Origin of the sequence: Leisingera sp. SS27, from assembly GCF_028368855.1 — a bacterium.
GTDB lineage: Bacteria > Pseudomonadota > Alphaproteobacteria > Rhodobacterales > Rhodobacteraceae > Leisingera.
The window spans coordinates 73,413-97,275 of sequence record NZ_JAQNCY010000008.1 but is presented as its reverse complement, the minus strand read 5'-3'; the positions used below and the strand labels follow the sequence as shown (position 1 = coordinate 97,275).

Annotated in this window: 20 protein-coding genes; 10 read left to right on the top strand and 10 right to left on the bottom strand. The window is 63.4% G+C overall.

Features of this window, described 5'->3' with window-relative positions; all coding sequences use genetic code 11:
• Positions 1–23: 23 nt before the first annotated feature.
• The 4 genes from gltX to N6L27_RS16630 all read right to left on the bottom strand — a co-directional run bounded on the left by gltX (position 24) and on the right by N6L27_RS16630 (position 5,145).
• A complete protein-coding gene (gene gltX, locus N6L27_RS16645) occupies positions 24–1,349 on the bottom strand; it encodes a glutamate--tRNA ligase (protein ID WP_271908453.1) in 1,326 nt (441 codons plus the stop codon).
• A gap of 121 nt (positions 1,350–1,470) precedes the next feature.
• Positions 1,471–1,899 carry a DUF1801 domain-containing protein gene (locus tag N6L27_RS16640; RefSeq protein ID WP_271908452.1) on the bottom strand — a complete coding sequence of 143 codons (429 nt, stop codon included), beginning with the start codon at positions 1,897–1,899 and terminating at the stop codon, positions 1,471–1,473.
• Positions 1,900–1,976: 77 nt separating this feature from the next.
• Entirely contained in the window at positions 1,977–3,308 is a 1,332-nt protein-coding gene (locus N6L27_RS16635; RefSeq protein ID WP_271908451.1) for an NAD(P)/FAD-dependent oxidoreductase, read from the bottom strand.
• Positions 3,309–3,486: 178 nt separating this feature from the next.
• A complete protein-coding gene (locus N6L27_RS16630; RefSeq protein WP_271908450.1) occupies positions 3,487–5,145 on the bottom strand; it encodes an NAD+ synthase in 1,659 nt (552 codons plus the stop codon).
• A gap of 182 nt (positions 5,146–5,327) precedes the next feature.
• Here N6L27_RS16630 and N6L27_RS16625 point away from each other — a divergent pair, with 182 nt between their 5' ends.
• Complete coding sequence (locus N6L27_RS16625) at positions 5,328–6,764, top strand: MORN repeat-containing protein (protein ID WP_271908448.1); 1,437 nt, start codon at positions 5,328–5,330, stop codon at positions 6,762–6,764.
• A gap of 46 nt (positions 6,765–6,810) precedes the next feature.
• Here N6L27_RS16625 and N6L27_RS16620 read toward each other — a convergent pair whose 3' ends face one another.
• Complete coding sequence (locus N6L27_RS16620; RefSeq protein WP_271908447.1) at positions 6,811–7,476, bottom strand: pyridoxamine 5'-phosphate oxidase family protein; 666 nt, start codon at positions 7,474–7,476, stop codon at positions 6,811–6,813.
• A gap of 95 nt (positions 7,477–7,571) precedes the next feature.
• Here N6L27_RS16620 and pdxR point away from each other — a divergent pair, with 95 nt between their 5' ends.
• Positions 7,572–8,948 (top strand): MocR-like pyridoxine biosynthesis transcription factor PdxR, encoded by a 1,377-nt coding sequence (pdxR, locus tag N6L27_RS16615; protein WP_271908446.1) that lies wholly within the window; start codon positions 7,572–7,574, stop codon positions 8,946–8,948.
• A 76-nt stretch (positions 8,949–9,024) separates the two neighbouring features.
• Here pdxR and N6L27_RS16610 read toward each other — a convergent pair whose 3' ends face one another.
• Both N6L27_RS16610 and N6L27_RS16605 read right to left on the bottom strand, forming a co-directional pair.
• Entirely contained in the window at positions 9,025–10,569 is a 1,545-nt protein-coding gene (locus N6L27_RS16610; RefSeq protein WP_271908444.1) for an alanine/glycine:cation symporter family protein, read from the bottom strand.
• Positions 10,570–10,590: 21 nt separating this feature from the next.
• Positions 10,591–11,025 (bottom strand): universal stress protein, encoded by a 435-nt coding sequence (locus N6L27_RS16605; RefSeq protein ID WP_271908443.1) that lies wholly within the window; start codon positions 11,023–11,025, stop codon positions 10,591–10,593.
• Positions 11,026–11,529: 504 nt separating this feature from the next.
• Between N6L27_RS16605 and N6L27_RS16600 the strand changes: the two genes are divergently transcribed.
• Positions 11,530–13,116 (top strand): 2-isopropylmalate synthase, encoded by a 1,587-nt coding sequence (locus tag N6L27_RS16600; RefSeq protein WP_271908441.1) that lies wholly within the window; start codon positions 11,530–11,532, stop codon positions 13,114–13,116.
• A 66-nt stretch (positions 13,117–13,182) separates the two neighbouring features.
• Here the strand turns inward: N6L27_RS16600 and N6L27_RS16595 are convergent, their stop codons facing one another.
• Positions 13,183–14,928 carry an adenylate/guanylate cyclase domain-containing protein gene (locus N6L27_RS16595; protein ID WP_271908440.1) on the bottom strand — a complete coding sequence of 582 codons (1,746 nt, stop codon included), beginning with the start codon at positions 14,926–14,928 and terminating at the stop codon, positions 13,183–13,185.
• A 98-nt stretch (positions 14,929–15,026) separates the two neighbouring features.
• Between N6L27_RS16595 and N6L27_RS16590 the strand changes: the two genes are divergently transcribed.
• Positions 15,027–15,149, top strand: coding sequence for a hypothetical protein (locus N6L27_RS16590; RefSeq protein WP_271908439.1), 123 nt, complete (start codon positions 15,027–15,029; stop codon positions 15,147–15,149).
• A 109-nt stretch (positions 15,150–15,258) separates the two neighbouring features.
• On the opposite strand, the gene N6L27_RS16585 is transcribed toward N6L27_RS16590, so the two are convergent.
• A complete protein-coding gene (locus tag N6L27_RS16585; RefSeq protein ID WP_271908438.1) occupies positions 15,259–16,053 on the bottom strand; it encodes a 23S rRNA (adenine(2030)-N(6))-methyltransferase RlmJ in 795 nt (264 codons plus the stop codon).
• Between the two features lie 133 nt (positions 16,054–16,186).
• Between N6L27_RS16585 and N6L27_RS16580 the strand changes: the two genes are divergently transcribed.
• From N6L27_RS16580 to rodA, 6 genes are all read left to right on the top strand, one after another.
• Positions 16,187–16,966 carry a hypothetical protein gene (locus tag N6L27_RS16580; RefSeq protein ID WP_271908436.1) on the top strand — a complete coding sequence of 260 codons (780 nt, stop codon included), beginning with the start codon at positions 16,187–16,189 and terminating at the stop codon, positions 16,964–16,966.
• 232 nt (positions 16,967–17,198) lie between these two features.
• Positions 17,199–18,245, top strand: coding sequence for a rod shape-determining protein (locus N6L27_RS16575; protein WP_019297721.1), 1,047 nt, complete (start codon positions 17,199–17,201; stop codon positions 18,243–18,245).
• 62 nt (positions 18,246–18,307) lie between these two features.
• Complete coding sequence (gene mreC / locus N6L27_RS16570; RefSeq protein WP_271908434.1) at positions 18,308–19,249, top strand: rod shape-determining protein MreC; 942 nt, start codon at positions 18,308–18,310, stop codon at positions 19,247–19,249.
• Positions 19,242–19,778, top strand: coding sequence for a rod shape-determining protein MreD (locus N6L27_RS16565; protein WP_271908433.1), 537 nt, complete (start codon positions 19,242–19,244; stop codon positions 19,776–19,778). The genes mreC and N6L27_RS16565 overlap by 8 nt, the downstream gene beginning before the upstream one ends.
• Positions 19,778–21,724 carry a penicillin-binding protein 2 gene (mrdA, locus tag N6L27_RS16560; protein WP_271908431.1) on the top strand — a complete coding sequence of 649 codons (1,947 nt, stop codon included), beginning with the start codon at positions 19,778–19,780 and terminating at the stop codon, positions 21,722–21,724. The genes N6L27_RS16565 and mrdA overlap by 1 nt, the downstream gene beginning before the upstream one ends.
• Positions 21,721–22,872: a rod shape-determining protein RodA gene (gene rodA / locus N6L27_RS16555; protein ID WP_271908429.1), complete on the top strand. Its 1,152-nt coding sequence runs from the start codon at positions 21,721–21,723 to the stop codon at positions 22,870–22,872. The genes mrdA and rodA overlap by 4 nt, the downstream gene beginning before the upstream one ends.
• Here the strand turns inward: rodA and N6L27_RS16550 are convergent.
• Positions 22,869–23,765, bottom strand: a complete 897-nt coding sequence (locus N6L27_RS16550) for a LysR family transcriptional regulator (RefSeq protein WP_271908427.1) — start codon at positions 23,763–23,765, stop codon at positions 22,869–22,871. The two genes, rodA and N6L27_RS16550, sit on opposite strands and share 4 nt — an antisense overlap.
• Positions 23,766–23,863 lie beyond the last annotated feature (98 nt).

Genomic DNA, 23,863 nt, shown 5'->3' with positions numbered 1-23,863 from the left:
TGCAACAGGATGTCTAAAAAACCTCAGCCGCGGGCGCGGACGGTCTCCATCAGCGCCAGCAGCGCCGACATGTCGGGGCCGCGCTCCATGCCGGTGACGGCCTTGCGCAGCGGCATGAACAGGCCCTTGCCTTTGCGCCCGGTCGCCTCTTTGACTGCGGCGGTCCACTTGCCCCAGCTTTCGCTGTCGTAGGGGCCTTCGGGCAGCAGCGCCATCGCCTCGGCGATGAAATCCTTGTCCTCATCCGCCACCAGCGGCTCAGCGCCGTCGCGGCACAGCTCCCACCAGCCGGCCAGATCCTTGAGCGTTGTGATGTTCTCCTTGGCCATATCCCAGAAGGCGGCCTGCTTTTCTGCCGGAACGCCCAGCACATCCACATGGCTTTGCACGGCCTCCAACGGCAGCGATTGCAGATGGCGGGCGGTCAGCGGATAGAGATCCTCGACGTCGAATTTGGTTGGTGCGGCGCCGAAACGGTTGATGTCAAAGCCGTCGATCAGCTCTGCCAGTTCCGTGCGCAGTTCCACCGGGTCGGAGGAGCCCAGGCGCGCCATCAGGCTGAGGAGCGCCATCGGCTGCACGCCGGCCTCTCGCAGGTCGCGCAGCGCCAGGGTGCCCAGGCGCTTGGACAGCGCCTCGCCCTGCGGGCCGGTCAGCAGCGAGTGGTGCGCGAAGGATGGAACAGAGCCGCCCAGCGCCTCGATGATCTGGATCTGGGTCGCGGTGTTGGTCACGTGGTCGGAACCGCGCACCACATGGGTCACGCCCATCTCGGTGTCGTCCACCACCGACGCCAAAGTGTAGAGGAACTGGCCGTCGCCGCGGATCAGAACCGGGTCGGAGACCGAGGCCGCGTCGATGGAGATGTCGCCAAGGATGCCGTCGGTCCACTCGATACGCTGATGGTCCAGCTTGAAGCGCCAGACGCCGTCGCCGCGCTGGGCGCGGAGCGCAGCTTTCTCGTCATCGGACAGGTTCAGCGCGGCCCGGTCATAGACCGGCGGCTTGCCCATGTTCAGCTGTTTCTTGCGCTTCAGGTCAAGTTCGGTCGGGGTCTCGAACGCCTCGTAGAAACGGCCGATCTCGCGCAGCTCTTCCGCCGCAGCGACATAGCGGTCGAGGCGCTCGGACTGGCGCTCCACCTTGTCCCAGGTCAGGCCCAGCCATTCCAGGTCCTGCTTGATCGCATCGACATATTCTTCCTTGGACCGCTCCGGGTCGGTGTCATCGATACGCAGGATGAAGGTGCCGTCGGCCTTGCGGGCGATCAGATAGTTCATCAGCGCGGTGCGCAGGTTGCCGACGTGGATATAGCCGGTCGGCGACGGGGCAAAACGGGTGGTGGTCATCACGAGTCTCCTGTTGCCCTGCCCCTTGTCACATGGGCCGCGGTTTGTCCAGTTTCGCGAGGGTTAACGCGCCTTTGCAGCGTGCCTGCGGCGCAAGTATTTTTGGAATAATGATGCCAGGTTACCCAGGCTGCACGGGCCAGATTGCATCGAGGTCTTTGAGGCCCGCGCGGATCAGCTCGCCCAGCACGTCCAGATCAACATCAGCGAGCTTATTCACATAGAGGCAGCTTTTACCGAGGCGGTGCTTGCCCAGGCGGGCCAGGATTGCGCTGTAGTCCTGGTAGCCCGGCATGATGTAGATCGAATGGCGCGCCCGGCGCGGGGCAAATCCGGTGGCCAGGAACTCCCCTTCGCGGCCCGTTGCGTAGCGGTAGTGGTATCTGCCGTAGCCGATGATCGACGGGCCCCACATCTGCGGCTGGAACCCCGTCACCTCGCAAAACAGCCGATTTAATTCCTGCGCCTCTACAGATTTGCGCTCCGGCTCCACCGCTTGCAGAAAATCTTCAACGCTGGCACCTGTTGGCGCAGTCTTGTTCCCGCTCATCCGCCAGCCCTCCTGCCGTAAGGATAGTGCAGCACTTGCACTCTGACAGTCCGGGGCGGCCATTCTGGTTAAATGGATCAGCAGCCGGTTTGCGGGCCGTAACCGCCGCCGTCGGTAAACCGCGACAGGCGGAAGGCATGCGGATCCACGACCGGGGCGCTGCCGGTGACCAGATCAGCGGTCAGCCGTCCGGCGGCGGGGCCGATGCCAAAGCCGTGGCCGGAGAAACCCGTGGCAATGAACAGCCCCGGCAGGCTGTCGACCTGCGAGATGACCGGGATCGCATCCGGTGTCACATCCATCAGCCCGGCCCAGCTTTGCACCACATCGGCGCCCTGCAGCACCGGGAAGGCCTTTTGCGCGGCCGCCCAGCCGCTGCGGAGCGCCTTTTGCGATGGCGCCGGATCCAGGACGCGGCACTGCTCAAAGGGCGAGATGTCCTGCGGGTCCCATCGGTGCGCCTGGGCGGCCTCCTCTGCCCAGCGGCCGGAGATGCGAAACTGCAGCGCCCGCCATTCCTGGCGCAGGCTGGGCAGGTATTTCCAGCCCAGGCGAAAGCTGTCAGGAACGATGTCGACCACGTTTTCCATCGCGTCAGACACCGTGTAACCGCCATCACCCCGCTTGCGCAGGCCAAGATTGCCGCTGCGCACGGAAGTTTCCGGGCCGCTTGGCACCGGTGAGGTGCGCAGGACCGAGTTCAACACTTTGAGCTGCGGCAGGTCCACGCCTGCATTGCCCAAAAACAACCGCGACCAGGCTCCGCCTGCGGTGACAACGGCAGAGCAGGCCACCCGGCCGCGTTCAGTCATCACACCGCTGATGCGGCCCGCAGAGGTTTCAACACTGCGCACCGCGCAATCGGTCATGACTTTCGCCCCGGCTGCACGGGCGGCGGAGGCGATTGCGTGGGTGGCCAGCTGCGGCTCTGCCCGCCCGTCCAGCGGCGTGTGCAGCGCAGCCTGCGCCTTGGTCTGGTGTCCCGGCATCAGCTGGGCCAGCTGTTCGCCGCGAACCATACGAGCGCCCTGGTCCCAGCCATCGAGGTTGCGCAGCCAGCGTTCGAGCTGAGCCTCGCGCTTGGCGGTCTCTGCGGTATAGAGGATGCCTGAACGGGTGAAGCCGGTTTCATGGCCGGTACGTTCTGCCAATCCGTCCCACAGGCGCAGGGATTCTGCCATCAGCGGGATCTCCCGCGGGTCGCGGCAGGCGATGCGCACCCACCCCCAGTTGCGCGAGCTTTGCTCCCCTGCGATCTGGCCCTTCTCGCAGAGCAGCACCGAATGGCCGCGTTCGGCCAGCTCCAGCGCGGTGCTGGCGCCAATGATGCCGCCGCCGATCACCACGGCATCAACGGCCTTGGGCAAGGCCAGATCGGATTGAAAATGGGGCAGCTTGGGTCCGGGCATGCGGGCATCTATGCCCGGTGAAAAACCGCCGGTCCAGCGTGCATGCGACACAGGTTGCGCCGCATTCGGCCATTGTGATTTTTCCGCCGCATATCAGGGCGTTACTGGCACCGAAAACCCGGACCTGAAGTTGCCAAGGCGCGGAAAAACCTGCCGCTTCAACAGGTTAACGCGCTCCTCAGGAAGGGTCGCGCCAGCGGTTCACAATCGGATAGCGGCGGTCCAGCCAGAACGCGCGCCGGGTCAGCCGGGCACCGGGGGCGGACTGGAAGCGCTTGTATTCGCTGATGTAAACCAGATGCTCGACCCGCTTGGCCGTGTCCCGGTCATAGCCTGCCGCGACGCAATCTGCGATTGAGCCATCCTGATCGACCAGAATGTCCAGAATTGCATCCAGCACCGGGTAGTCCGGCAGGCTGTCGCTGTCCTTCTGATCCTCGCGCAGCTCGGCACTGGGCGGCTTGTCGATCACGTTAGGGCGGATCACTTCGCCCTCAGGGCCTTTCATCCAGGGGCGGTGGTTGGCATTGCGCCAGCGGCAAGTTTCAAACACCCGGGTCTTGTAGAGATCCTTGATCGGGTTATAGCCGCCGTTCATGTCGCCGTAGATGGTGGCATATCCGACCGCGACCTCCGACTTGTTGCCAGTGGTCAGCAGCATTTCCCCGAACTTGTTGGACATGGCCATCAGCAGCAGACCGCGCAGGCGGGACTGGATGTTTTCCTCCGTCAGGCCAGGCTCCATTCCCTCGAACAGCGGCGCCAGCGTATTGGTGATGGCTGTGCGGCCCTCAGAGATCGGCACATAGTCGTAGCGGACGCCCAGCGCCTTGGCGACGGCTTCGGCATCGTCGAGGGATTCCCGGCTGGTGTATTCCGACGGCAGCATCACGCAGCGGACGTTCTCAGCGCCCAGAGCGTCCACCGCAATGGCCGCAACGATGGCCGAGTCCACGCCGCCGGACAAACCCAGCAGAACCTTTTTGAAGCCGGTCTTGCCCATGTAGTCGCGCAAGGATTCCACCATCACCCGGTAGTCCTGTTCCCATGCGTCAGGGAGATGCGCCTTTTCGCCCTCAACCGCACGCCAGCCGTCATCGGTGCGCTCCAGATCGAGCTGAGCATAGGCCTCGTCAAAAACCGGCATCTGCAGCGCCAGCGAACCGCCCGGGTTCAGCACGAAGGAGCCGCCGTCAAAGACCTGATCGTCCTGACCGCCGACCATGTTCAGGTAAATCACCGGCAGATGGGTTTCGACAGAACGCGCCACCATGTGGTTGAAGCGCACCTCCATCTTATCACGGAAATAAGGCGAACCGTTGGGGATCAGCAGGAACTCTGCGCCGGTCTCAGCCAGGGTTTCCGCGACATCCTCGTGCCAGCCGTCCTCGCAAATGGGGGAACCGATACGGGTGTTGCCAACCGCGTAAGGTCCGCCCAGCGGGCCGGCATCAAAGATCCGCACCTCATCAAACACGGTCTCATTCGGCAAGTGGTGCTTGAGGCTGCGGGAGGCAATCTTGCCGCCCTTGAGGATCAGATAGGCATTGTAGAGTTTGGTGCCCTCGACCCAGGGGCTGCCGATGGCCAGCGCCGGTCCGTCAGCGCAGTCCGCGGCCAGTTTTTCTACCTCGGCGATGGCGGCGGTGTGGAACGCCGGCTTCATCACCAGGTCCTGGGTGTTGTAGCCGGTGATGAACATTTCCGGCAGCGCCACCAGATCGGCGCCAGCCTTGCGGCCCTCCTCCCAGGCAGTGCGGGCCTTGGCAGCATTGCCTGCCAGGTCGCCAACGGTTGGGTTCAGCTGCGCCAGTGTCACGCGGAAACGGTCTGCCATGCTGCTTGGGCCCTTTGTAACATTCCTCCATCAGCCATTTACCAGATTGACGGCCAAGGAAAAGAGCAAGGGGCCTAAGCCCGGGAAAAGACATTGCGGCCCGTGTTGCTGTAGCTTAGTTTCCGGGCGAGCAACCCAATATGGCAGCAGCACCGTAATCCCTGGGCAGGCAGAGGTTTTCAATGACCCGTTTCGGCACCGCATTCGCGCTTTCCACCCTCCTGGCACTGGCCGCCCCCGCGCTGGCGCAGGACGGCGAGGTCATTACCACCCAGGACGAGATCGGCGGCGTCTATGAAGGCACCTTCAAGGGCGGGCTGCAGCATGGCACCGGCACCTACAAGCTGCCGAACGGCTATGAGTACAGCGGCGAATGGGTCGAAGGCGAAGTGCGCGGCCAGGGCGTGGCCCGGTTCCCCGACGGTTCGGTCTATGAGGGCGAGTTTGCGCAAGGCAAGCCGCACGGGCTGGGCAAGCTGACCCGCGCTGACGGCAGTACCTATGAAGGCGGCTGGCAGGACGGCCAGATCCATGGTGACGGAACCTCCACCTATGCCAGCGGCGTGCGCTATCAGGGCAGCTTTGCCGATGGCAAGCGGCATGGCCAGGGGGTGATGTCCTCCACCGACGGCTACACCTATGACGGCGACTGGGTGGAGGGCCGCCAGCAGGGCTTGGCGAAGATCACCTATGCGGACGGCACTGTTTACGAGGGCCAGGTCGCGGACGGCCAGCTGCAAGGCCAGGGCCGGCTCGAAACTCCGGAGGGTCTGATCTACGAAGGCGAGTGGGCAGCCAGCCAGATGCAGGGCACCGGGCGCCAGGTGCACCCCAATGGCGATATCTACGAAGGCGAGCTGCAAAACACCCGCCGCCATGGCCATGGGAAAATGACCTATGCCAATGGTGATGTCTATGTCGGTGAATTTGCCGACGACCAGCGCCATGGAACAGGCACGATCACCGAGAAAGACGGCTATACCTACACCGGCGACTGGGCCAAGGGCCAGATCGACGGCAAAGGGACAATGACCTACCCCGACGGCTCAGTCTATGAGGGCGAGTTCCGCGATGATCTGGCCGAAGGCAAGGGCAAGATCACCTATCCGGACGGCGCAACCTATGAAGGTGATTGGGTGGCCGGAGTAATCGAGGGCCAAGGCACCACAGTCTATCCCAATGGGCTGACCTATACCGGCGGCTTCAAAAGTGCCCAGAACCATGGCCAAGGGGTGATGACCTATGCCGACGGCTACCGGTATGAAGGCGGCTGGCAAGACTCGCAGCGCCATGGGCAGGCAACAGTGACCTACGCCGACGGCTCAGTCTACACTGGCGAGTTTGTTAACAACCAGCGCCACGGACAGGGCAAGATCGTGATGCCCAATGGCTTCATCTATGAAGGCCAGTGGCAGGAGGGCAAGATCCTGGGCCAGGGCGTTGCGACTTATGCCAACGGCGATGTCTACGAGGGCAGCTTTGTCAACGGCAAGCGGCAGGGGGCAGGCACGATGAAATATGCCTCCGGCGTGCAGGAAGACGGATCCTGGGAAAACGGTGCGCTGGTCAGCGGCGGTGCCGGGGCCTCAGGGCAGACGGAAACAGGGCAGACCGAGTAGCCCTGACAGATTGAGAGGCGCGCCAGGACGGCGCGCCTTTTTTGTTTCAGCCGATACGGATGCGGCTCAGGTGGCCGGGCATCGCGACCCCTTCCAGATTGGCCGGGTCGGGCTGCGGCGGTTTCAGCTCCATCGCCATCGGCACCACCCCGGCCCAGATCGGCAGGGCGTAATCCTCCTCGTCATCCTTGGGCGGGCCGGAGCGGATCTTGGCAGCCCCTTCCTCAATCGGCATGCGCAGCAGAGCGGTTGCCTTCAGCTCCTGAGCACTCATCGGGCGCAGGGTCTCCCAGCGGCCCGGGAAGATGTGGTCCACCATCGCCTTGAGACTGGCGGCCTTGGCGTCCTCGTCCGTGACCTGCTCCGCCACCCCGAAAAGCATTGCAGAGCGGAAGTTGACCGAGTGGTGAAACGCCGAGCGCGCCAGAACGTAGCCGTCCATGCAGGTGACACTCAGACAGACCTCTGCCCCGGCCATCGCCCGGATGGCGCGGCTGGCGGCAGAGCCATGCCAGTAAACGTGATCCCCCTCGCGCCATTGCAGGGTGGGCAGCACCGAGGTGGCGCCGTTGATCTGATAGCCGATGTGGGCCAGCGGCATCGCGTCGAGCACCTGATACAGGCTTTCGCGGTCATAGAGCCCGCGTTCATGGGCGCGGCGCAGGCGGCTGCGGTCCGATTTCAGGGCGGCTTCTTGTTCGGGCTGGCGCATGGGCTGACCTCATATTTCTTGTTGTTTCCCGCGACAGCTATGCGCAAACTGGACCTGCTTTAACTTCCAGTTTCCGACAAAATGAGCAGTCCAATATGATCGACCTGTCCGGCATGGTTTCTGAAGGCCGCGCAGAGCCGCTGTATCAGCAGATCGTCTCTGCGCTGCGACGCCGGATCAGCGACGGCCGCCTGAGGCTTGGCACCCGGCTGCCTTCTTCGCGGGCGCTGGCACAGGATCTGGGGGTTGCGCGTTCCACCGTGGTGACGGCCTATGACCAGCTGGTAGCAGAAGGGTTTGCGGAACCCCGGCAGGGCGCCGGGATCTTTGTCTGCGACGTGGCCCCAATCCGCCCGCCTGAGGTTCCAGCAACGCCAGTTGCAGCAGTCCCGCCGCCCGCCCCCGGAATGCTGCTGCCCGGCGCACCGGATCCGGGGGTTTTCCCGGCCCGTCCCTGGGCACGCTGTGTTTCACGTGTGGCAAGAATGAACCCGCTGAGCCTGAGCCACCAGGAGGATGCCTTTGGCGACCCGGAATTGCGGCGCGAGATCGCCGCCTATGCGGCACGGTGGCGGGGAATAGACTGCAGTGCAGAGCAGGTGCTGGTGACCAGCGGCGCACGGGAGGCGCTGGAGCTGGCAATGGTCATTCTTGTGGAGGGCGAGGACATCGCGCTGGAAGCCCCCGGCTTCACCCCCACCCGGCGGTTTGCGCAGGCCCGCGGCTGGCCGGTGCACTGGCTGCAGGCGGGTGCGCGCGGCGCAGCGGTGCCGCGGCAGATGGCCAAGGTCACGCTGCTGACGCCCTCGCATCAGTTCCCGCTGGGCGGCACCCTGCCGGTGCCGCAGCGGCAGGCCTTTCTGCAAGCCGCCAAGATGCGCGGCGGCTGGATCATCGAGGACGATTTCGACAGCGAGTTCCGCTATGGAGGACAGCCGGTGCCAGCGATGGCCGCTTTGGACCGCGAGGGGCGGTGCATCTACGTCGGCACGTTTTCCAAAACGTTTTCCCATGCGCTGCGGCTGGGCTATGCGATCTTGCCGCTAGCATTGGTGCCGCAGTTCCGGGCGCAGTTCATCCACCCGAGTGCCGGTGCTGCCATCACCGCACAACGCCCGCTGGCAGAATTCATGGCGACGGGCCAGTACGACCGCCACATCCGCCGCGCCCGCAGGCTCTATGCAGAACGCTATGCCGCAGCGGCTGAGGCGCTGGCGGGCTGGCCGGAGGCGCTGGGAAATTTTCACCGCCACAATGCCGGGATGCAGATCGCCTTTCATCTGAAGGACAGGCAGAACGACACTGAAATTTGCCAGCGCGCCGCTGCAGCAGGGTTTGGCATCCGGCCGCTGTCTGCGCACGACCCGGACGGCGCAGCACAGGGACTGCTGATCGGGTTCTGCCAGTCGCAGGCTGAGGACCTGCCAAACCAGATCGCCGGGCTGCGCCGGGTTGTGGAGAACACCAGCTAGGGGCCAGCCAAAGAAAAAGCCTCCCCGGATGCCCGGGAAGGCCTGTCTCATTCAGCTTTGATCAGGATGGGGCCGATCAGCTGTATTTCTTGATCTCACCCGATTTCAGGCGCGCCATGTAGCTGTTCAGCTCTTTCTTGACGATCGGCATCAGGAAGTAGAGCGCGATGATGTTGACCACCGCCATGGCAAAGATTGCCGCGTCGGAGAAGTCGATCACCGGGCCGAGGTTTGCCGCTGCGCCGATCACCACGAAGATGCAGAAGATCACCTTGAACACCAGTTCGGTGGTCTGGCCTTCGCCGAACAGGAAGGTCCAGGCCTTGAGGCCGTAGTAGGACCAGCTGATCATGGTGGAGAACGCGAACAGGATCACTGCCAGCGCCAGCACGTACTGGAACCAGCTGAAGGCCGAGGAGAACGCCGCAGAAGTCAGCGCCACGCCCTTGTTGCCGTCCACGGTCTGAATGGTGCTTGCGCCTTCGTCCAGCAGGTAGAGGCCGGTGTTCGGATCCTGGATCAGCTGACCGGTGATGATGATCACCAGCGCGGTCATGGTGCAGATCACCACGGTGTCGATGAAGGGTTCCAGCAGCGACACAAAGCCTTCGGTGATCGGTTCCTTGGTCTTCACCGCGGAGTGCGCGATCGCCGCGGAGCCAACGCCCGCCTCGTTCGAGAAGGCCGCACGCTTGAAGCCCTGGATCAGCGCGCCGACCATGCCGCCGGCAACACCTGCACCGGTGAAGGCGCCGTTGAAGATCTCGCCGAATGCCCAGCCGATCTTGTCGGCGTTCATCCCAAGAATAACCAGCGCCGCCGCCACATACATGACGCCCATGAACGGCACGACCTTTTCGGTCACCCGGGCGATGGATTTCAGGCCGCCGACAATCACGGCAAAGACCACCGCAGCAAACACCACACCGGTGATCCAGCCCGGATAGTCGCCAACGACGCCGGAGATCTGCGCGTGCGCCTGGTTGGCCTGGAACATGTTGCCGCCGCCAAAGGCGCCGAGGATACAGAACACCGAGAACAGCACCGCCAGGAACTTACCCATCGGCAGGCCGCGCTCGGCAAAGCCCTTGGTCATGTAATACATCGGGCCGCCGGAGACGTGGCCGTCTTCGAACTCATTGCGGTATTTCACGCCCAGGGTGCATTCGGTGAACTTGGAGGCCATGCCCATCAGGCCGGCCAGGATCATCCAGAAGGTTGCACCGGGGCCGCCGATGCCGACCGCCACCGCAACGCCGGCGATATTGCCGAGGCCGACCGTGCCTGAAAGCGCGGTTGCCAGCGCCTGAAAGTGGCTGACCTCACCCGCATCGTTGGGGTCGGAGTAGTCGCCTTTGACCAGCGAAATCGAGTGCGGGAAAGCGCGGAACTGGATCAGGCCGAAGTAGAGTGTGAATACGGTGGCCGCGATCACCAGCCAGGCCACGATCCAGGGGAAGCTGGTGCCGGGAAACGGGCTGAAGATCAGGTTGACGAACCAGCCGGTGGAGCTGGCAAACAGCTCATTGACGCGCTCATCGACGGATTGTGCCATCGCCGGCGCGGTTGCGGCCAGCAGCAGCGGCGCAGACAGGGCTGCCGCCTTAATTGATTTCCTCATGACTGTCCTCTGAGTTTATCTTTAGGGAACGATGGTGACCGGAACCGGGGCCGCCTGGGCCAGGCTGCCCGCAACAGAACCGAACAGCCGCGAAGACAGGGCCGAATGGCCGGTGCGGCCGATGATCAGGTGGCTGGCGCCACTCTTCTTGATCACATCGATCAGGGTTTCCGCGATATGGCCGTATTGCAGCTCAGTCGAGACGGTGACACCGTCGTCCTCAAGGCTTTTGCGCACGGGTGCCAGCAAGGCGTCCTCTGCACGTTTCAGCTCTTCTTCGCGGCGCTTGTGGCGCTGCTCGATCTCCTCCGGGGTGAGGAAAGAATAAGGCGACCATTCCAGCACATGCGCGATCACCAGCTCTGCCCCTTGCGCTTTGGCAAGGCTGACGGCAAAAGCAAGCGCCGATTTGGCGGCTTCGCTGTCGTCATATCCAAGGACAATTTTATTCGACACTTTTTCCTCCTATCGATGGCGCATTTCCCTACGGGAGCGCCGGATCCGGGGTGTCAACGCCGGAAAAGCCGCCAGCGCAAGACCCATTGCCGTTCCCGCCTCATAAAAAAGGCGCAGTGCGGACAAACTGCCGCATTGAAACTGCGGCAGGCCCTTACTTATATTATAGCCCTTTTTCAATATTGTCTTGCACTTACCGCATACACCCGCATACAGCACCGCCGGCACCGTGGCGTGCCCGGGCAGCAACGTCCGAATTCCCGGCGGGCAGAATCCCCCTTTCCATTCGGTGCCGCCTCTGTATAAATCCCTGCCATGACCATTTGCGCAGATACCACTATTGCCGCCACCGCCACCCGCGGTGCAGCTCTGCGCGCCCTACTGATCCTAGCCCGCCTCTGAGCGTGCCCTTCCGGCGCGCCCGCTCAGAGGATTGCCGCACGCGCGCCATCGAAGGCTATGAATACCCTGGAAGGGCCTAGGACAGAGACAAGAGATACCATCATGACAAACGCATCCCCGATTTCCGGCGACAAATCCCGTGTATTGATTTTCGACACGACCCTGCGCGACGGCGAGCAGAGCCCCGGCGCCACCATGACCCATGACGAGAAGCTGGAGATTGCCGAGCTTCTGGACGAGATGGGCGTGGACATCATCGAGGCCGGCTTCCCGATTGCCTCCGAAGGCGACTTTGCCGCCGTGTCCGAGATTGCCGAGCGTTCGAAAAACGCGATGATCTGCGGCTTGGCGCGCGCCAATTTCAAGGACATCGACCGCTGCGCCGAAGCGGTGCGCAAGGCCGCGCAGCCGCGCATCCACACCTTTATCGGCACCTCGCCGCTGCACCGCGCCATCCCGAACCTCACCATGGACGAGATGGCCGACAAGATCCACGAAACCGTGACCCACGCCCGCAACCTGGTGGACAACGTTCAGTGGTCGCCGATGGATGCGACCCGGACCGAGTGGGATTACCTGTGCCGGGTGATCGAGATCGCCATTAAGGCCGGGGCCACCACCATCAACATCCCTGATACCGTGGGTTACACCGCACCCGCGGAAAGCGCCGACCTGATCAAGCGGCTGATTGAGACCGTGCCGGGCGCGGATGAGGTGGTTTTTGCCACCCACTGCCACAACGACCTGGGCATGGCGACCGCCAACGCGTTGGCCGCAGTGGCGGGCGGCGCGCGGCAGATCGAATGCACCATCAACGGCCTCGGCGAGCGGGCAGGCAACACCGCGCTTGAGGAAGTTGTGATGGCTCTGAAAACGCGCAATGACATCATGCCCTGGTCGACCGGCATCGACACCACCAAGATCATGCATGTCTCGCGCCGGGTCTCGACCGTTTCCGGCTTCGTGGTGCAGCCCAACAAGGCAATTGTCGGCAAGAACGCCTTTGCCCATGAAAGCGGCATCCACCAGGATGGCATGCTGAAGAACCGTGAGAACTTCGAGATCATGCGACCAGAGGACATCGGCCTCTCCGGCACCTCGCTGCCCTTGGGCAAACACTCCGGCCGTGCGGCGCTGCGCGACAAGCTCGAGCACCTCGGCTATGACGTGGGCGACAACCAGCTGAAAGACGTCTTTGTCCGTTTCAAAGAGCTGGCCGACCGCAAGAAAGAAGTGTTCGACGACGACCTCATTGCGCTGATGCGTATCGGGACTGACGCGGAGAACGACCACCTCAAGATCGTTTCGATGAAAGTGGTCTGCGGCACCGGCGGCCCGGCGGAATCCACCGTAGAGATGGAGATCGACGGCAACGACGTCACCGAGACCGCCGAGGGAGATGGCCCGGTGGATGCCACCTTCAAGGCGATCCGTAAGATCTATCCGAACACCGCCCGCCTGCAGCTTTATCAGGTTCATGCGGTCACCGAGGGCACCGACGCACAGGCAACCGTGTCTGTGCGGCTGGAAGAGGACGGCAATATCGCCACCGGCGAAAGCGCCAACACCGACACGGTTGTGGCCTCGGCCAAGGCCTATGTGAACGCACTGAACCGCTTGATCGTGCGCCGCGGCCGGGTGGGCGAAGGCGCTGACACCAAGGAGATTTCCTATAAGGATCTCGCCTGAGCTAGGCTCCATTGAAAGAAAAAGGGCGCCCGCTGCGGCGCCCTTTTGCTTTGCACCTGCAGCGGCCTACTCCAGCCCGGCCTTGCGCAGCCCTTCAATGAAATGCTCCTTGTCCTCGCTGCGGCCGTAATGCAGACCGGCCAGCAAAGTCTCCGCTGTGGCCCCCGGCTGCATCGCCCGGATTTGCGCCACGCAGTCCTGCGCCTGCTGTGCATTGCCCAGCCAGCTGTGGCACGCCGCGACCAAACCTGTCTGAACCGCGTCCAGCGCAGGCAAGCGTTTGAAATCCGTCAAAGCCTCCGCATAGAGCCGGGCGGTGAAATGCGCCTTGCCGAGGTGGCTCCAGAACCGCACAGGGAAATGCGGGTTGAGGCGCATCGCCTTCTCGATCCATTCCGCGCCCTCCTCCGGCCGTCCCTGCCAGGTAAGGAGCTCGCCCATCTGCACCACAACCAGATCGTAGTTCGGATTAAGCGACAGGGCGCGTTCCTGGTGGTACTGCGCCTGGTCAAGATTGTCCTGCAGGATGGAAACCGCCGCCATCAGCCGGTGCACGTCCGCATCGTTGTCATCCATCGACGCGGCTTTCCGGATCGCCTCCAGCGCAAGCTGCAGCATCCCCTCAACATCATCGCACCAGCCATACCCCCAGGCCTGACCGCGAATGCAGCCGCGCCAAGCGTGCGCATGGGCGAACTCCGGGTCCAGCTCCACCGCGCGGTCGATCAGCTCCATCGCCTTGGCATTGTCTTCAGCCGTGCTGCGGTGATGCAGCACCTTGGCCGCCAGTACGCATTCATAGGCCGCCAGATTCGATGGCTTTTTGCGTGAAACTTCGTCCTGCTGCGCCGCCTCGATCCGCCCGGGAAGGGTGGCAACAATCGCTGATGTCACCTCATCCTGGATTTCAAAGATATCGTCGAGGGTACGGTCGTATTTCTCTGCCCAGATATGGGAATCGTTGCAGCTGTCGATCAGCTGCACAGTAATCCGGACACGGTTGCCGCCTTTGCGTACGCTGCCTTCGACGATGTAGCGGGCGCCGAGCTTTTCCGCCACTTCCCGGATGTTCACCGCCTTTCCCTTGTAGACAAAGGTCGAATTGCGGGAGATCACGAACAATTCATGGCGGCGGCTGAGTTCGGTCAGGATATCCTCGGTCAGCCCGTCGGCAAAAAACTCCTGCTCCGGGTCCCCGCTCATATTGGCAAAGGGCAGCACCGCTATGGAAGGTTTGACTACGGCTGCCTGTTCAGCCGTGTTTTGATCCGGATCCGGCGTGGTACCGGCGGCATCCTCCTCAAACAAAAGCCGGTAGACCTGTACCGGTTCTGCAATATTTTTGAGCTGCTGCAGTCCCAGATCCTCGAACTGCAAGCTGCCCATGCGCCGGACCTGATCAAAAACCGCGGCGGATATGCAGACATCCCCTGTGCCAGCAAACTGCTCCAGCCTTGCCGCCACATTCACACCACTGCCGTAGATGTCGCCATCTTCAAAGATGATATCGCCAAGGTTCACGCCGATCCGGAATTGGATGCGCTTGCCGGGCGCCACATCGGCGTTGCGGCGGCGCATCCGGTCCTGCACCTCGGCAGCGCAGGCCACCGCATCGCAGACACTGGGAAACTCGACAAGCATTCCGTCGCCGGTGGTTTTGATGATGGAGCCGCGGTTCTTGGAGATAGCAGGGTCAATGAGTTCGATCCGGTGGGTGCGCAACCGGGCCAGCGTGCCCTGCTCATCCACGTCCATCAGACGGCTGTAGCCAACCATATCTGCCGCCAGCACGGCGGCCAGCCTGCGTTCCATCTGGCGCCCTCCCTGCTGAGAAGCGTAGCGGGAAAGCGCTGGATATCAAAACCTATTAGAAACTCAGCCGCGCAGGATCCGGGCTGCCAGCGCTGGCGATGGAGGCTGAGCACGCCGAGCAGCACTTGCAGCTGGCACCGGCAATCGCGGCGCTGGCAGAGAAGATGGCGCAGCTCGTTCTGAAAACCATCCGCCGGTTTGCCCGGCCGCAGGCCAGTTAGAAGCGCGCGACGTCATCGCCATCGCCAAGGGTATGATCAACGCAGCTGCATGAGCCGGCGAGGCTGGCGGCGCAGCACTGATTGCGCGGGTGGAACGCGCGATCCGGAGCTACTTGCGGGAAACCGTGCCGAACAGCTCCGAAATGCGCGCGGCTTCCGCCGCCGCGCCGTAAGGAGCATTGACTACGAACATGCCGCTGCCCACCATCCGGTGGCCTTCGCGCACGGGCGGAAAGGACACCTCGTGGCGCAGCGCATCAGGCAGCCCTTGGCTTTCCAGCGCCTTCAGCATCTGTTTGTGGCTGCCGTCCCTCAGGATCGGATACCAAAGCGCGATGACGCCGACGTTCCACTTTTTGTGCAGCTGGCCGATGATGCCGGGGATGCGGGCATAGTCGGATTTGATCTCGTAGCTCGGGTCGATCAGCAAGAGGCCGCGGCGCGGGGTTGGCGGTGCCAGCGACATGGCGAGCTCGAACCCGTCCTGCTGGTGCACCTTGGCCTTCCAGGGCTTCAGCGCCGCGCGTAATGCGGCATTTTCCTGCGGGTGCAGCTCGGCAAAATGCAGCGAGTCACCAGCGCGCAGCAAAGAGGCCGCGATCAGCGGCGAACCCGGATAGGCCGCTGCACCGTGTGCCTTTCGGGTCTCCGACAGTGCGCGGTGCAGCGGGTGGTCCGCCGCCAGCCCCTGCTCTGCCAGCACCTTGGTGATGCCCTGCTCCGCCTCGCCGGTCTTTACAGCTTCAGGTGCGTCCAGCTGATAGAGCCCCCGGCCCGCGTGGGTCTCGATATAGCTGACCGGTTTGTCCTTGCGGGTGAGATAGGCCAGCATCCATGCCAGCAGCGCGTGCTTCTGAACATCGGCCAGGTTTCCGGCGTGGTAGATGTGCTGATATGAGAGCATAGGCCCCCCTCTAGCCGCTATTTTCAAAGGGCGGAAGAGGCCGCGTAAGCTGGATAAACGGAATCTCAACCCCGCTGCGGCAGACTGCATCCCGACAAGATACCGCAGAATGCAGGTTCCCATGCCCCTCAGAATGAGCGCCCTTGCCCTGATCGTGACGTTTCTGGCGCTGCTGATGTGCACAGCAGCCGCCGTCAGCGCGCAAGGTTATTCGCTGGTTGGCAATAATTTCTTCCTGCAAAAGGCCTCTGCCCCGATGCCAGGACCGGCGCCCGCCGCTGCGGCCCCTGCACCGCAGGCGGTTGCCAGCCTGCTGCCGGACACCTTGCCCGGCGCGGATCAGGGGCGCGGGGCGGTATCGCTCAACCCCGGTGCAGCCAGCCTGTTCCGCGGCCGCAGCGGCGGCGGGCTGTTTGCCCCGATCCTGAAGGCCCCGCCCAGCGTCAAGCGCCTTCTGGATCTGATCGCCAGCGCTGAGGCCGGCAAGGCGCAGTATGATGCGGTGCAATACGGCGCCACCCGCAAACCGCCGAAGAAGCCGACAAGCATGACCATCGCCGAAATCAACGCCTGGATCGACGCCACCCCCGGCCAGCCCCATGCCATCGGGCGCTATCAGTTCATCCCCGCAACACTGCGGCGGCTGGTTAAGCATCAGGGCGTGAAACCGCAGGCGCGCTTCACGCCGGAGCTGCAGGACCAGCTGGCGCATCAGCTGATCGAGGAGGCTGGCTATAGCGCCTTCCTGGCATCAGAGATGCCGCGCAAGACCTTCATGCTGAACTTGGCCAAGATCTGGGCCGGACTGCCGGTCTCCAGTGGAAAATCCTATTATGAGGGCTATGCCGGCAACAGTGCCAGCCTGACATGGGCTCACTTCGACACCGAAATGAAGCGGATATTCCGAAGCTGACGCCTGGGCTTTTCTCAACGGCTCCGTTTTCGATCCGGTTTGTCTGGCGGCCGCGGCAGGAACAGTGCAGGAACGCGGCTTGGCTGAGGCCCTACATAGTGGGCGGAAAGGCGCTGTTTCACCATAATACGCCCTTTCGCGGCTCTGCTGGGCCGCTTATAAGGTTTGTGAAGGCGGCTCCTGCGGGGAGTCGCCCAAGGAATATTGGCAGCACTCACAGGATCCCTTCTATATGGCGCTTTTCGGAAACTTGGGCGGTCTGTTCTCCTCGGACATGGCCATCGACCTCGGCACAGCCAACACTCTGGTCTATGTCAAGGGCCGCGGGGTGATCCTGTCCGAACCTTCCGTGGTTGCCTATCACGTCAAGGATGGCGTGAAGAAGGTGCTGGCCGTAGGCGAAGACGCCAAGCTGATGCTGGGCCGCACGCCCGGCTCGATCGAGGCGATCCGGCCGATGCGCGAAGGTGTGATTGCCGACTTCGACACCGCTGAAGAGATGATCAAGCACTTCATCCGCAAGGTCCACAAGCGCTCAACCTTCTCCAAGCCCAAGATCATCGTCTGCGTGCCGCATGGCGCCACCCCGGTTGAAAAACGCGCGATCCGCCAGTCGGTGCTGTCCGCAGGCGCTCGCCGTGCCGGGCTGATTGCGGAACCCATCGCTGCCGCCATTGGTGCCGGCATGCCGATCACCGACCCGACCGGCAACATGGTTGTCGACATCGGCGGCGGCACCACCGAGGTTGCCGTTCTGTCGCTGGGCGACATCGTCTATGCCCGCTCGGTCCGGGTCGGCGGCGACCGCATGGATGAGGCAATCATCAGCTACCTGCGCCGCCAGCAAAACCTTCTGGTGGGTGAATCCACTGCCGAGCGCATCAAGACTTCCATCGGCACCGCCCGGATGCCCGACGACGGGCGCGGCCAGTCGATGCAGATCCGCGGCCGCGACCTTTTGAACGGAGTGCCGAAGGAAATCGAGATTTCCCAGGCCCAGGTGGCAGAGGCGCTGGCCGAGCCGGTGCAGCAGATCTGTGAGGCGGTGATGACCGCGCTGGAAACCACCCCGCCGGACCTGGCCGCCGACATCGTTGACCGCGGCGTCATGCTGACTGGCGGCGGTGCCCTGCTGGGCGATCTGGATCTTGCGCTGCGCGAGCAGACCGGCCTGGCCGTCTCCATCGCTGACGAGAGCCTCAATTGCGTGGCGCTTGGCACCGGCAAGGCGCTGGAGTTCGAGAAGCAGCTGGCCCACGCCATCGACTACGACAGCTAACAGTCCCCGCCCGCCAGAACGGCGCCAGCTGACAGGCTGGAGTGGCGGCTGGAAGGAGAGACGTGGCAAACGACAAGTCACAGCGCGACGATTACGCAACCCCGCTGCGGCGTCTGCTGACAGCGGTCCTGTGCCTTTGCCTCGCGGCGGTATTTGTCATCTGGCGGATCGACAGCCCGCGGGTGGAACGTTTCCGCGCCCAGGTGGTGGACACGGTTGTGCCCAGCATGGATTGGGCGATGGTGCCGGTCACCGCCACAATCAACCTGATCCGCGACTTCCAGAGCTACCAGCGGCTGGCGGAGCAAAACCGCGAGCTGCGCAGCGAATTGCGGCAGATGCGGGCCTGGAAGGAGGCCGCGCTGCAGCTGGAGCAGGAAAACGCCAGGCTGCTGGACCTCAACAACGTGCGGCTGGACCCGCAGCTCACCTATATAACCGGTGTGGTGATGGCCGACAGCGGCTCTCCGTTCCGGCAGTCGGTGCTGCTGAACGTGGGCAGCCGCGACGGTGTGCATGATGGCTGGGCCGCGATGGACGGAATCGGGCTGGTGGGGCGGATCTCCGGCACCGGGCGCAACACCGCCCGGGTGATCCTGCTGACCGATGCCGCCAGCGCCGTCCCGGCCACCATCCAGCCCTCCGGCCAGACCGCGCTGGTCACCGGCGACAACAGCGCCGCACCGGTTCTGAGCTTTCTGGAAAACGCCGATCAGGTGCGGCCCGGCGACCGGGTGATTTCCTCTGGTGATGGATCTGTCTTTCCGGCAGGCCTGCTGATCGGCCAGGTGGCCAAGGACCGCTCGGGCCGGATGCGGGTGCGCCTGTCTGCTGACTACGGGCGGCTGGAGTTCCTGCGGGTTCTGCGTCATCACGGCACGCAAGTGATCCAGGACCCCGGCGGGCTGGTCGGCGCCGCCCCCGGCAGCCCGCAGCCGCAGCCGAGGCCTGAAACCCTGGGGGAGGACAGTGCCGAAGACACAGCTGAGGCCGGCAATGGCTAACACCTCGCCAGCCCGGATCTGGACCATGCGCGCAGCTTTTCCCGTACTGGCGCTATTGATCATGTTCTTCCACCTTCTGCCCTTGGAAACCGAGCCGCGCTTCTGGGCGCCGCCGGATCTGCTGCTGGCGCTGGCCATGGCCTGGAGCTTGCGCCGCCCGGATTTTGTGCCCGCGCTCTCCATCGGTCTGGTGATACTGTTGGCGGATCTGCTGTTTCACCGCCCGCCGGGGCTGCTGGCGCTGCTTGCAGTTCTGGGCTGCGGCTTCCTCAAGGGCCGAGCGGCTCCCCACCGTGAGAGCACCTTTGCCAGCGAATGGATTGCTGTTGCCCTGGTGCTGACCGGGATCTTCACACTGAACCGGCTGGTCCTGACCCTGTTCGGGGTTGCCCAGGCGCAGCTAAGCCTGACGGTAATCCAGGTTGTGATGACCATCGCCGCCTATCCGCTGGCAGTTTGGGCCAGCCAGTCTATTCTGGGGGTGCGCAAGCTATCCCCCGCTGAAGCCGAAACCCTGGTGACCCGCTGATGAAACGCAATCCCAAGGATCTGGATGCCGCACATGGCAAGATGACCCGGCGGGCGCTGTTCCTGGGCGGGCTGCAGCTGGCTTTTGCCGGCGGGCTGGCGGCCCGGATGCGCTATCTGCAGGTTGATCAGGCCGATGAGTTCCGCCTGCTGGCCGAAGAAAACCGGATCAACATCCGCCTGCTGCCGCCCGCCCGCGGTCAGATTTTTGACCGCAACGGCCTGATCATTGCGCAAAACTCGCCGTCCTACAGGATCACAGTGGTGCCGGAGGACGCAGGCGACGTGGAGGCGGTGATTGCCAAGTTATCCAGCCTGGTGCCGCTGGACCCGGAAGACCTGGAGCGCGCCCGCACTGAGATGCGCCGGTCGCCGCCGTTTCTGCCGATCACCCTGGCGGACCAGATCGGCTGGGCGGACATTTCCAAGGTGGCGGTGAACGCCCCTGCCCTTCCCGGCGTCACTCCGGAGGTGGGCCTGACCCGGGTTTATCCGCAGCTTGGCGATTTTGCCCATGTGATCGGCTATGTCGGCCCGGTCTCCGACTATGACCTGAGCAAGATGGAAGACCCGGAACCGGTGCTGATGATCCCGCGCTTTCAGATCGGCAAGGTCGGTTTTGAGGCCCGGCGCGAGGATCTTTTGCGCGGCAAAGCCGGCGCCAAGCGGGTCGAAGTCAACGCCACCGGCCGGGTGATGCGCGAGCTGGACCGGCGCGAGGGGATTTCCGGCGCCGACATGCAGCTGACAATTGACGCAGAGCTGCAGAATTACGTGCAGGCTCGTCTGGGCCGGGAAAGCGCCGCTGCGGTCGTGATCGACTGCGAGGATGGCGACATCCGCGCGATCTGCTCCTCACCCAGCTTCGACCCCAACCTGTTTGTGCGCGGCATTTCCGTTGCAGACTACCGGGAGCTAACCGAAGACAATTACCGGCCGCTGTCTAACAAAACAGTGCAGGGCACATACCCGCCCGGCTCCACCTTCAAGATGATCACCGCGCTGGCCGCACTTGAAAACGGGGTGGTCGGACCCGAAGAAACTGTCTGGTGCCCCGGCCACCTGAAAGTTGCAGGACGCCGTTTCCACTGCTGGAAGCGGGCCGGCCACGGCCATGTGGACCTGAACACCTCGCTGAAGCGGTCCTGCGACGTGTACTACTACGACGTCGCGATCAAGACCGGGATCGACAAGATTTCCGAAATGGCCAATCTGTTCGGCCTGGGTATAAAGCATGACCTGCCGATGTCGGCGGTGGCGCAGGGGATCACTCCGACCAAAGCGTGGAAATCCAGCTCCTACGGCAAGGACTGGCTGATCGGCGACACCGCCAACTCCTCTATCGGGCAGGGTTACATGCTGGCGTCTCCCTTGCAATTGGCCGTGATGTCAGCGCGGCTAGCCACCGGGCGCAGCGTGACGCCCCGACTGCTGAAATCCATCGATGGGGTGGAACAGCCAAGCGGTGCAGGCGAACCGCTGCCGGTCAGCGAAAACAGCCTGCGGATGGTGCGTCGCGGCATGTATTCCGTCAGCAACGACCGCCGCGGCACCGCCTACCGCTCGCGTATTGTCCCCAAGGAGATGGAGATGGCCGGCAAGACCGGCACCAGCCAGGTCCGCAACATCACTGCCGCAGAACGCGCTGCGGGTGTGATCCGCAACGAGGACCTGCCGTGGGAACGGCGCGACCATGCGCTGTTTGTCTGCTTTGCGCCCTATGACAAGCCGAAATTTGCGGTTGCTGTGGTGGTTGAACACGGCGGCGGCGGTTCCAAGGCGGCGGCACCGGTGGCCCGCGACGTGATGCTCCAGGCGTTGTACAACGGCACCCCGCCGCTGGAGGCCTACCCCAAGGCCGACCGCAGCCGGATCAAGGCACAGCAGGAACGGCTGGAGCGCGAACGCGTCAAGCGCCCGCTGGGCAGCAGGAGCAGCCGGGCATGAGCTATCTTGAGTACCACGCCAAATCGACCCCCACCGGCCTGCGCAAGGTATTGCATTTGAACTGGGGGCTGACGCTCCTGCTGATTACCGTTTCGAGCGTCGGCTTTCTGATGCTCTATTCGGTGGCGGGCGGGTCCTTCAGCCCCTGGGTGGAACCACAAGTCAAACGCTTTGCACTGGGGCTGGGCGTGATGTTCGTGGTGGCGATGATCCCGATCTGGTTCTGGCGCAATATCTCAGTGCTAGCCTATCTGGGATCGCTGGCGCTGCTTGTGGCCGTGGAGCTGTTCGGCACTGTCGGAATGGGCGCGCAGCGTTGGATCGACATCGGTTTCATGCGGCTGCAGCCCTCGGAAGTCACCAAGATCGCCCTGGTGATGCTGCTGGCCGCGTATTATGACTGGCTGCCCGCAGAGAAGACCTCGCGCCCCTTGTGGGTGCTGCTGCCGGTGGCGCTGATCCTCATCCCCACCGCACTGGTGCTGAAGCAGCCAGACCTTGGCACATCGATCCTGCTGATGGCTGCAGGCGGCGGCGTGATGTTCCTGGCGGGTGTGCACTCGGCCTATTTCGTGGCGGTGATTGCGGCCGGCGCGGGGCTGGTCAGCGCGGTGTTCCAAAGCCGCGGAACCGAATGGCAGCTGCTGAAAGACTACCAGTTCCGCCGCATCGACACCTTCCTCGACCCATCACAGGACCCCTTGGGCGCCGGTTACCACATCACTCAGTCCAAGATTGCGCTAGGATCCGGCGGCTGGTCCGGGCGCGGCTTCATGCAAGGCACCCAGTCGCGGCTGAACTTCCTGCCGGAAAAGCACACTGACTTCATCTTCACCACCCTGGCGGAGGAATTCGGCTTCATCGGCGGTGTCACCCTGCTCTCGATCTATATGCTGATCATCGTGTTCTGCATCGCCTCCGCCATTGCGGCCAAGGACCGGTTCTCCTCGCTGGTGATCATGGGCATCGCCATAACTTTCTTTCTGTTCTTTGCAGTGAACATGTCGATGGTGATGGGGCTGGCGCCGGTGGTGGGCGTACCGCTGCCGATGGTCTCTTACGGCGGCTCAGCCATGCTGGTGCTGCTGGGCGCCTTCGGCATTGTGCAAAGCGCGCATATCCACCGCCCGCGCCAGGCCTCACGCTAGATATTCAGGACGGTCTCATAGCCCCGGATTGATCCTGCACCTCCAAGTGCTTTACCCCGGCCGGTCAATTGCCGCACCAGGAACTCTATCACCGGACGCTCCGCATCCCGGGTCCAAGTCAGCACGCCGATATCCCGCGAAGGCGCTGGCAGGGCAGAAACGTCAATCCCCGGAAACCGCGCCTGACGCCCGGCCCAATCCGGCAGTACCGCCTGCCCCAGCCCGTCCTGAACCATCTGCGCAATCATCTCCGGCGCATCAGCCTCCGCAAGGATTTCCAGCTTCGGCGCCAGAGCGCTCAGCGCCTGCCAGCAGGCTGCGCCGCCCCAGCTGCCGCGGCTGTAGACAATGTACGGCAAGGCAGCCTCCGGCACAGAATGCTCTGGCCGCATCAGACAGACCGGCTGCCGCGCCAGCACTCTGAACTGCATCGTTTTCGGCAGCTCAAACGGCGGCCGCACAAGAATTGCGGCATCCAGGCGCTCTTCCTCGAAGGCGCTGAACAGTATGCTGGATGCACCCGGCACCAGATGCAGCCCGACCTCTGGAGCATGCTTCCGCAATGCTGCCGCAAGATGCGGCGCGTAATCGCCAAGCGCCGTCGAAACCGCCCCCAGCCGAAGCGGTCCCGCCAATTCCCGCAGGTGCAGCGCAGCGGTCACGGCCCCTTGCATTGCCACCATCCGGCGCAGCTGCGGCAAAACTGCGCGGCATTGCGGCGTCGGTTGCATCACGCGCCCAGCCCTGCGCAGCAGCGGCGCCTTCAGTTCAGCCTCCAGCGCAGCCACCCGCTGTGCCACCGCCGAGGCGGTGATCCCTTCGGCCCGCGCCGCTGCCGCAAGCGATCCCAGCTCAACAACCGACAACAAGCAGGAGACAAACTTCAGATCCATAGTTTTTCTTATGTCTGAAAGCAGAAAGAATAGCTACGCCATTTCCAGCAGCCACAGTAAAACCAGCCCGAATCCAGTCCAACAACACCCAGCTCTCA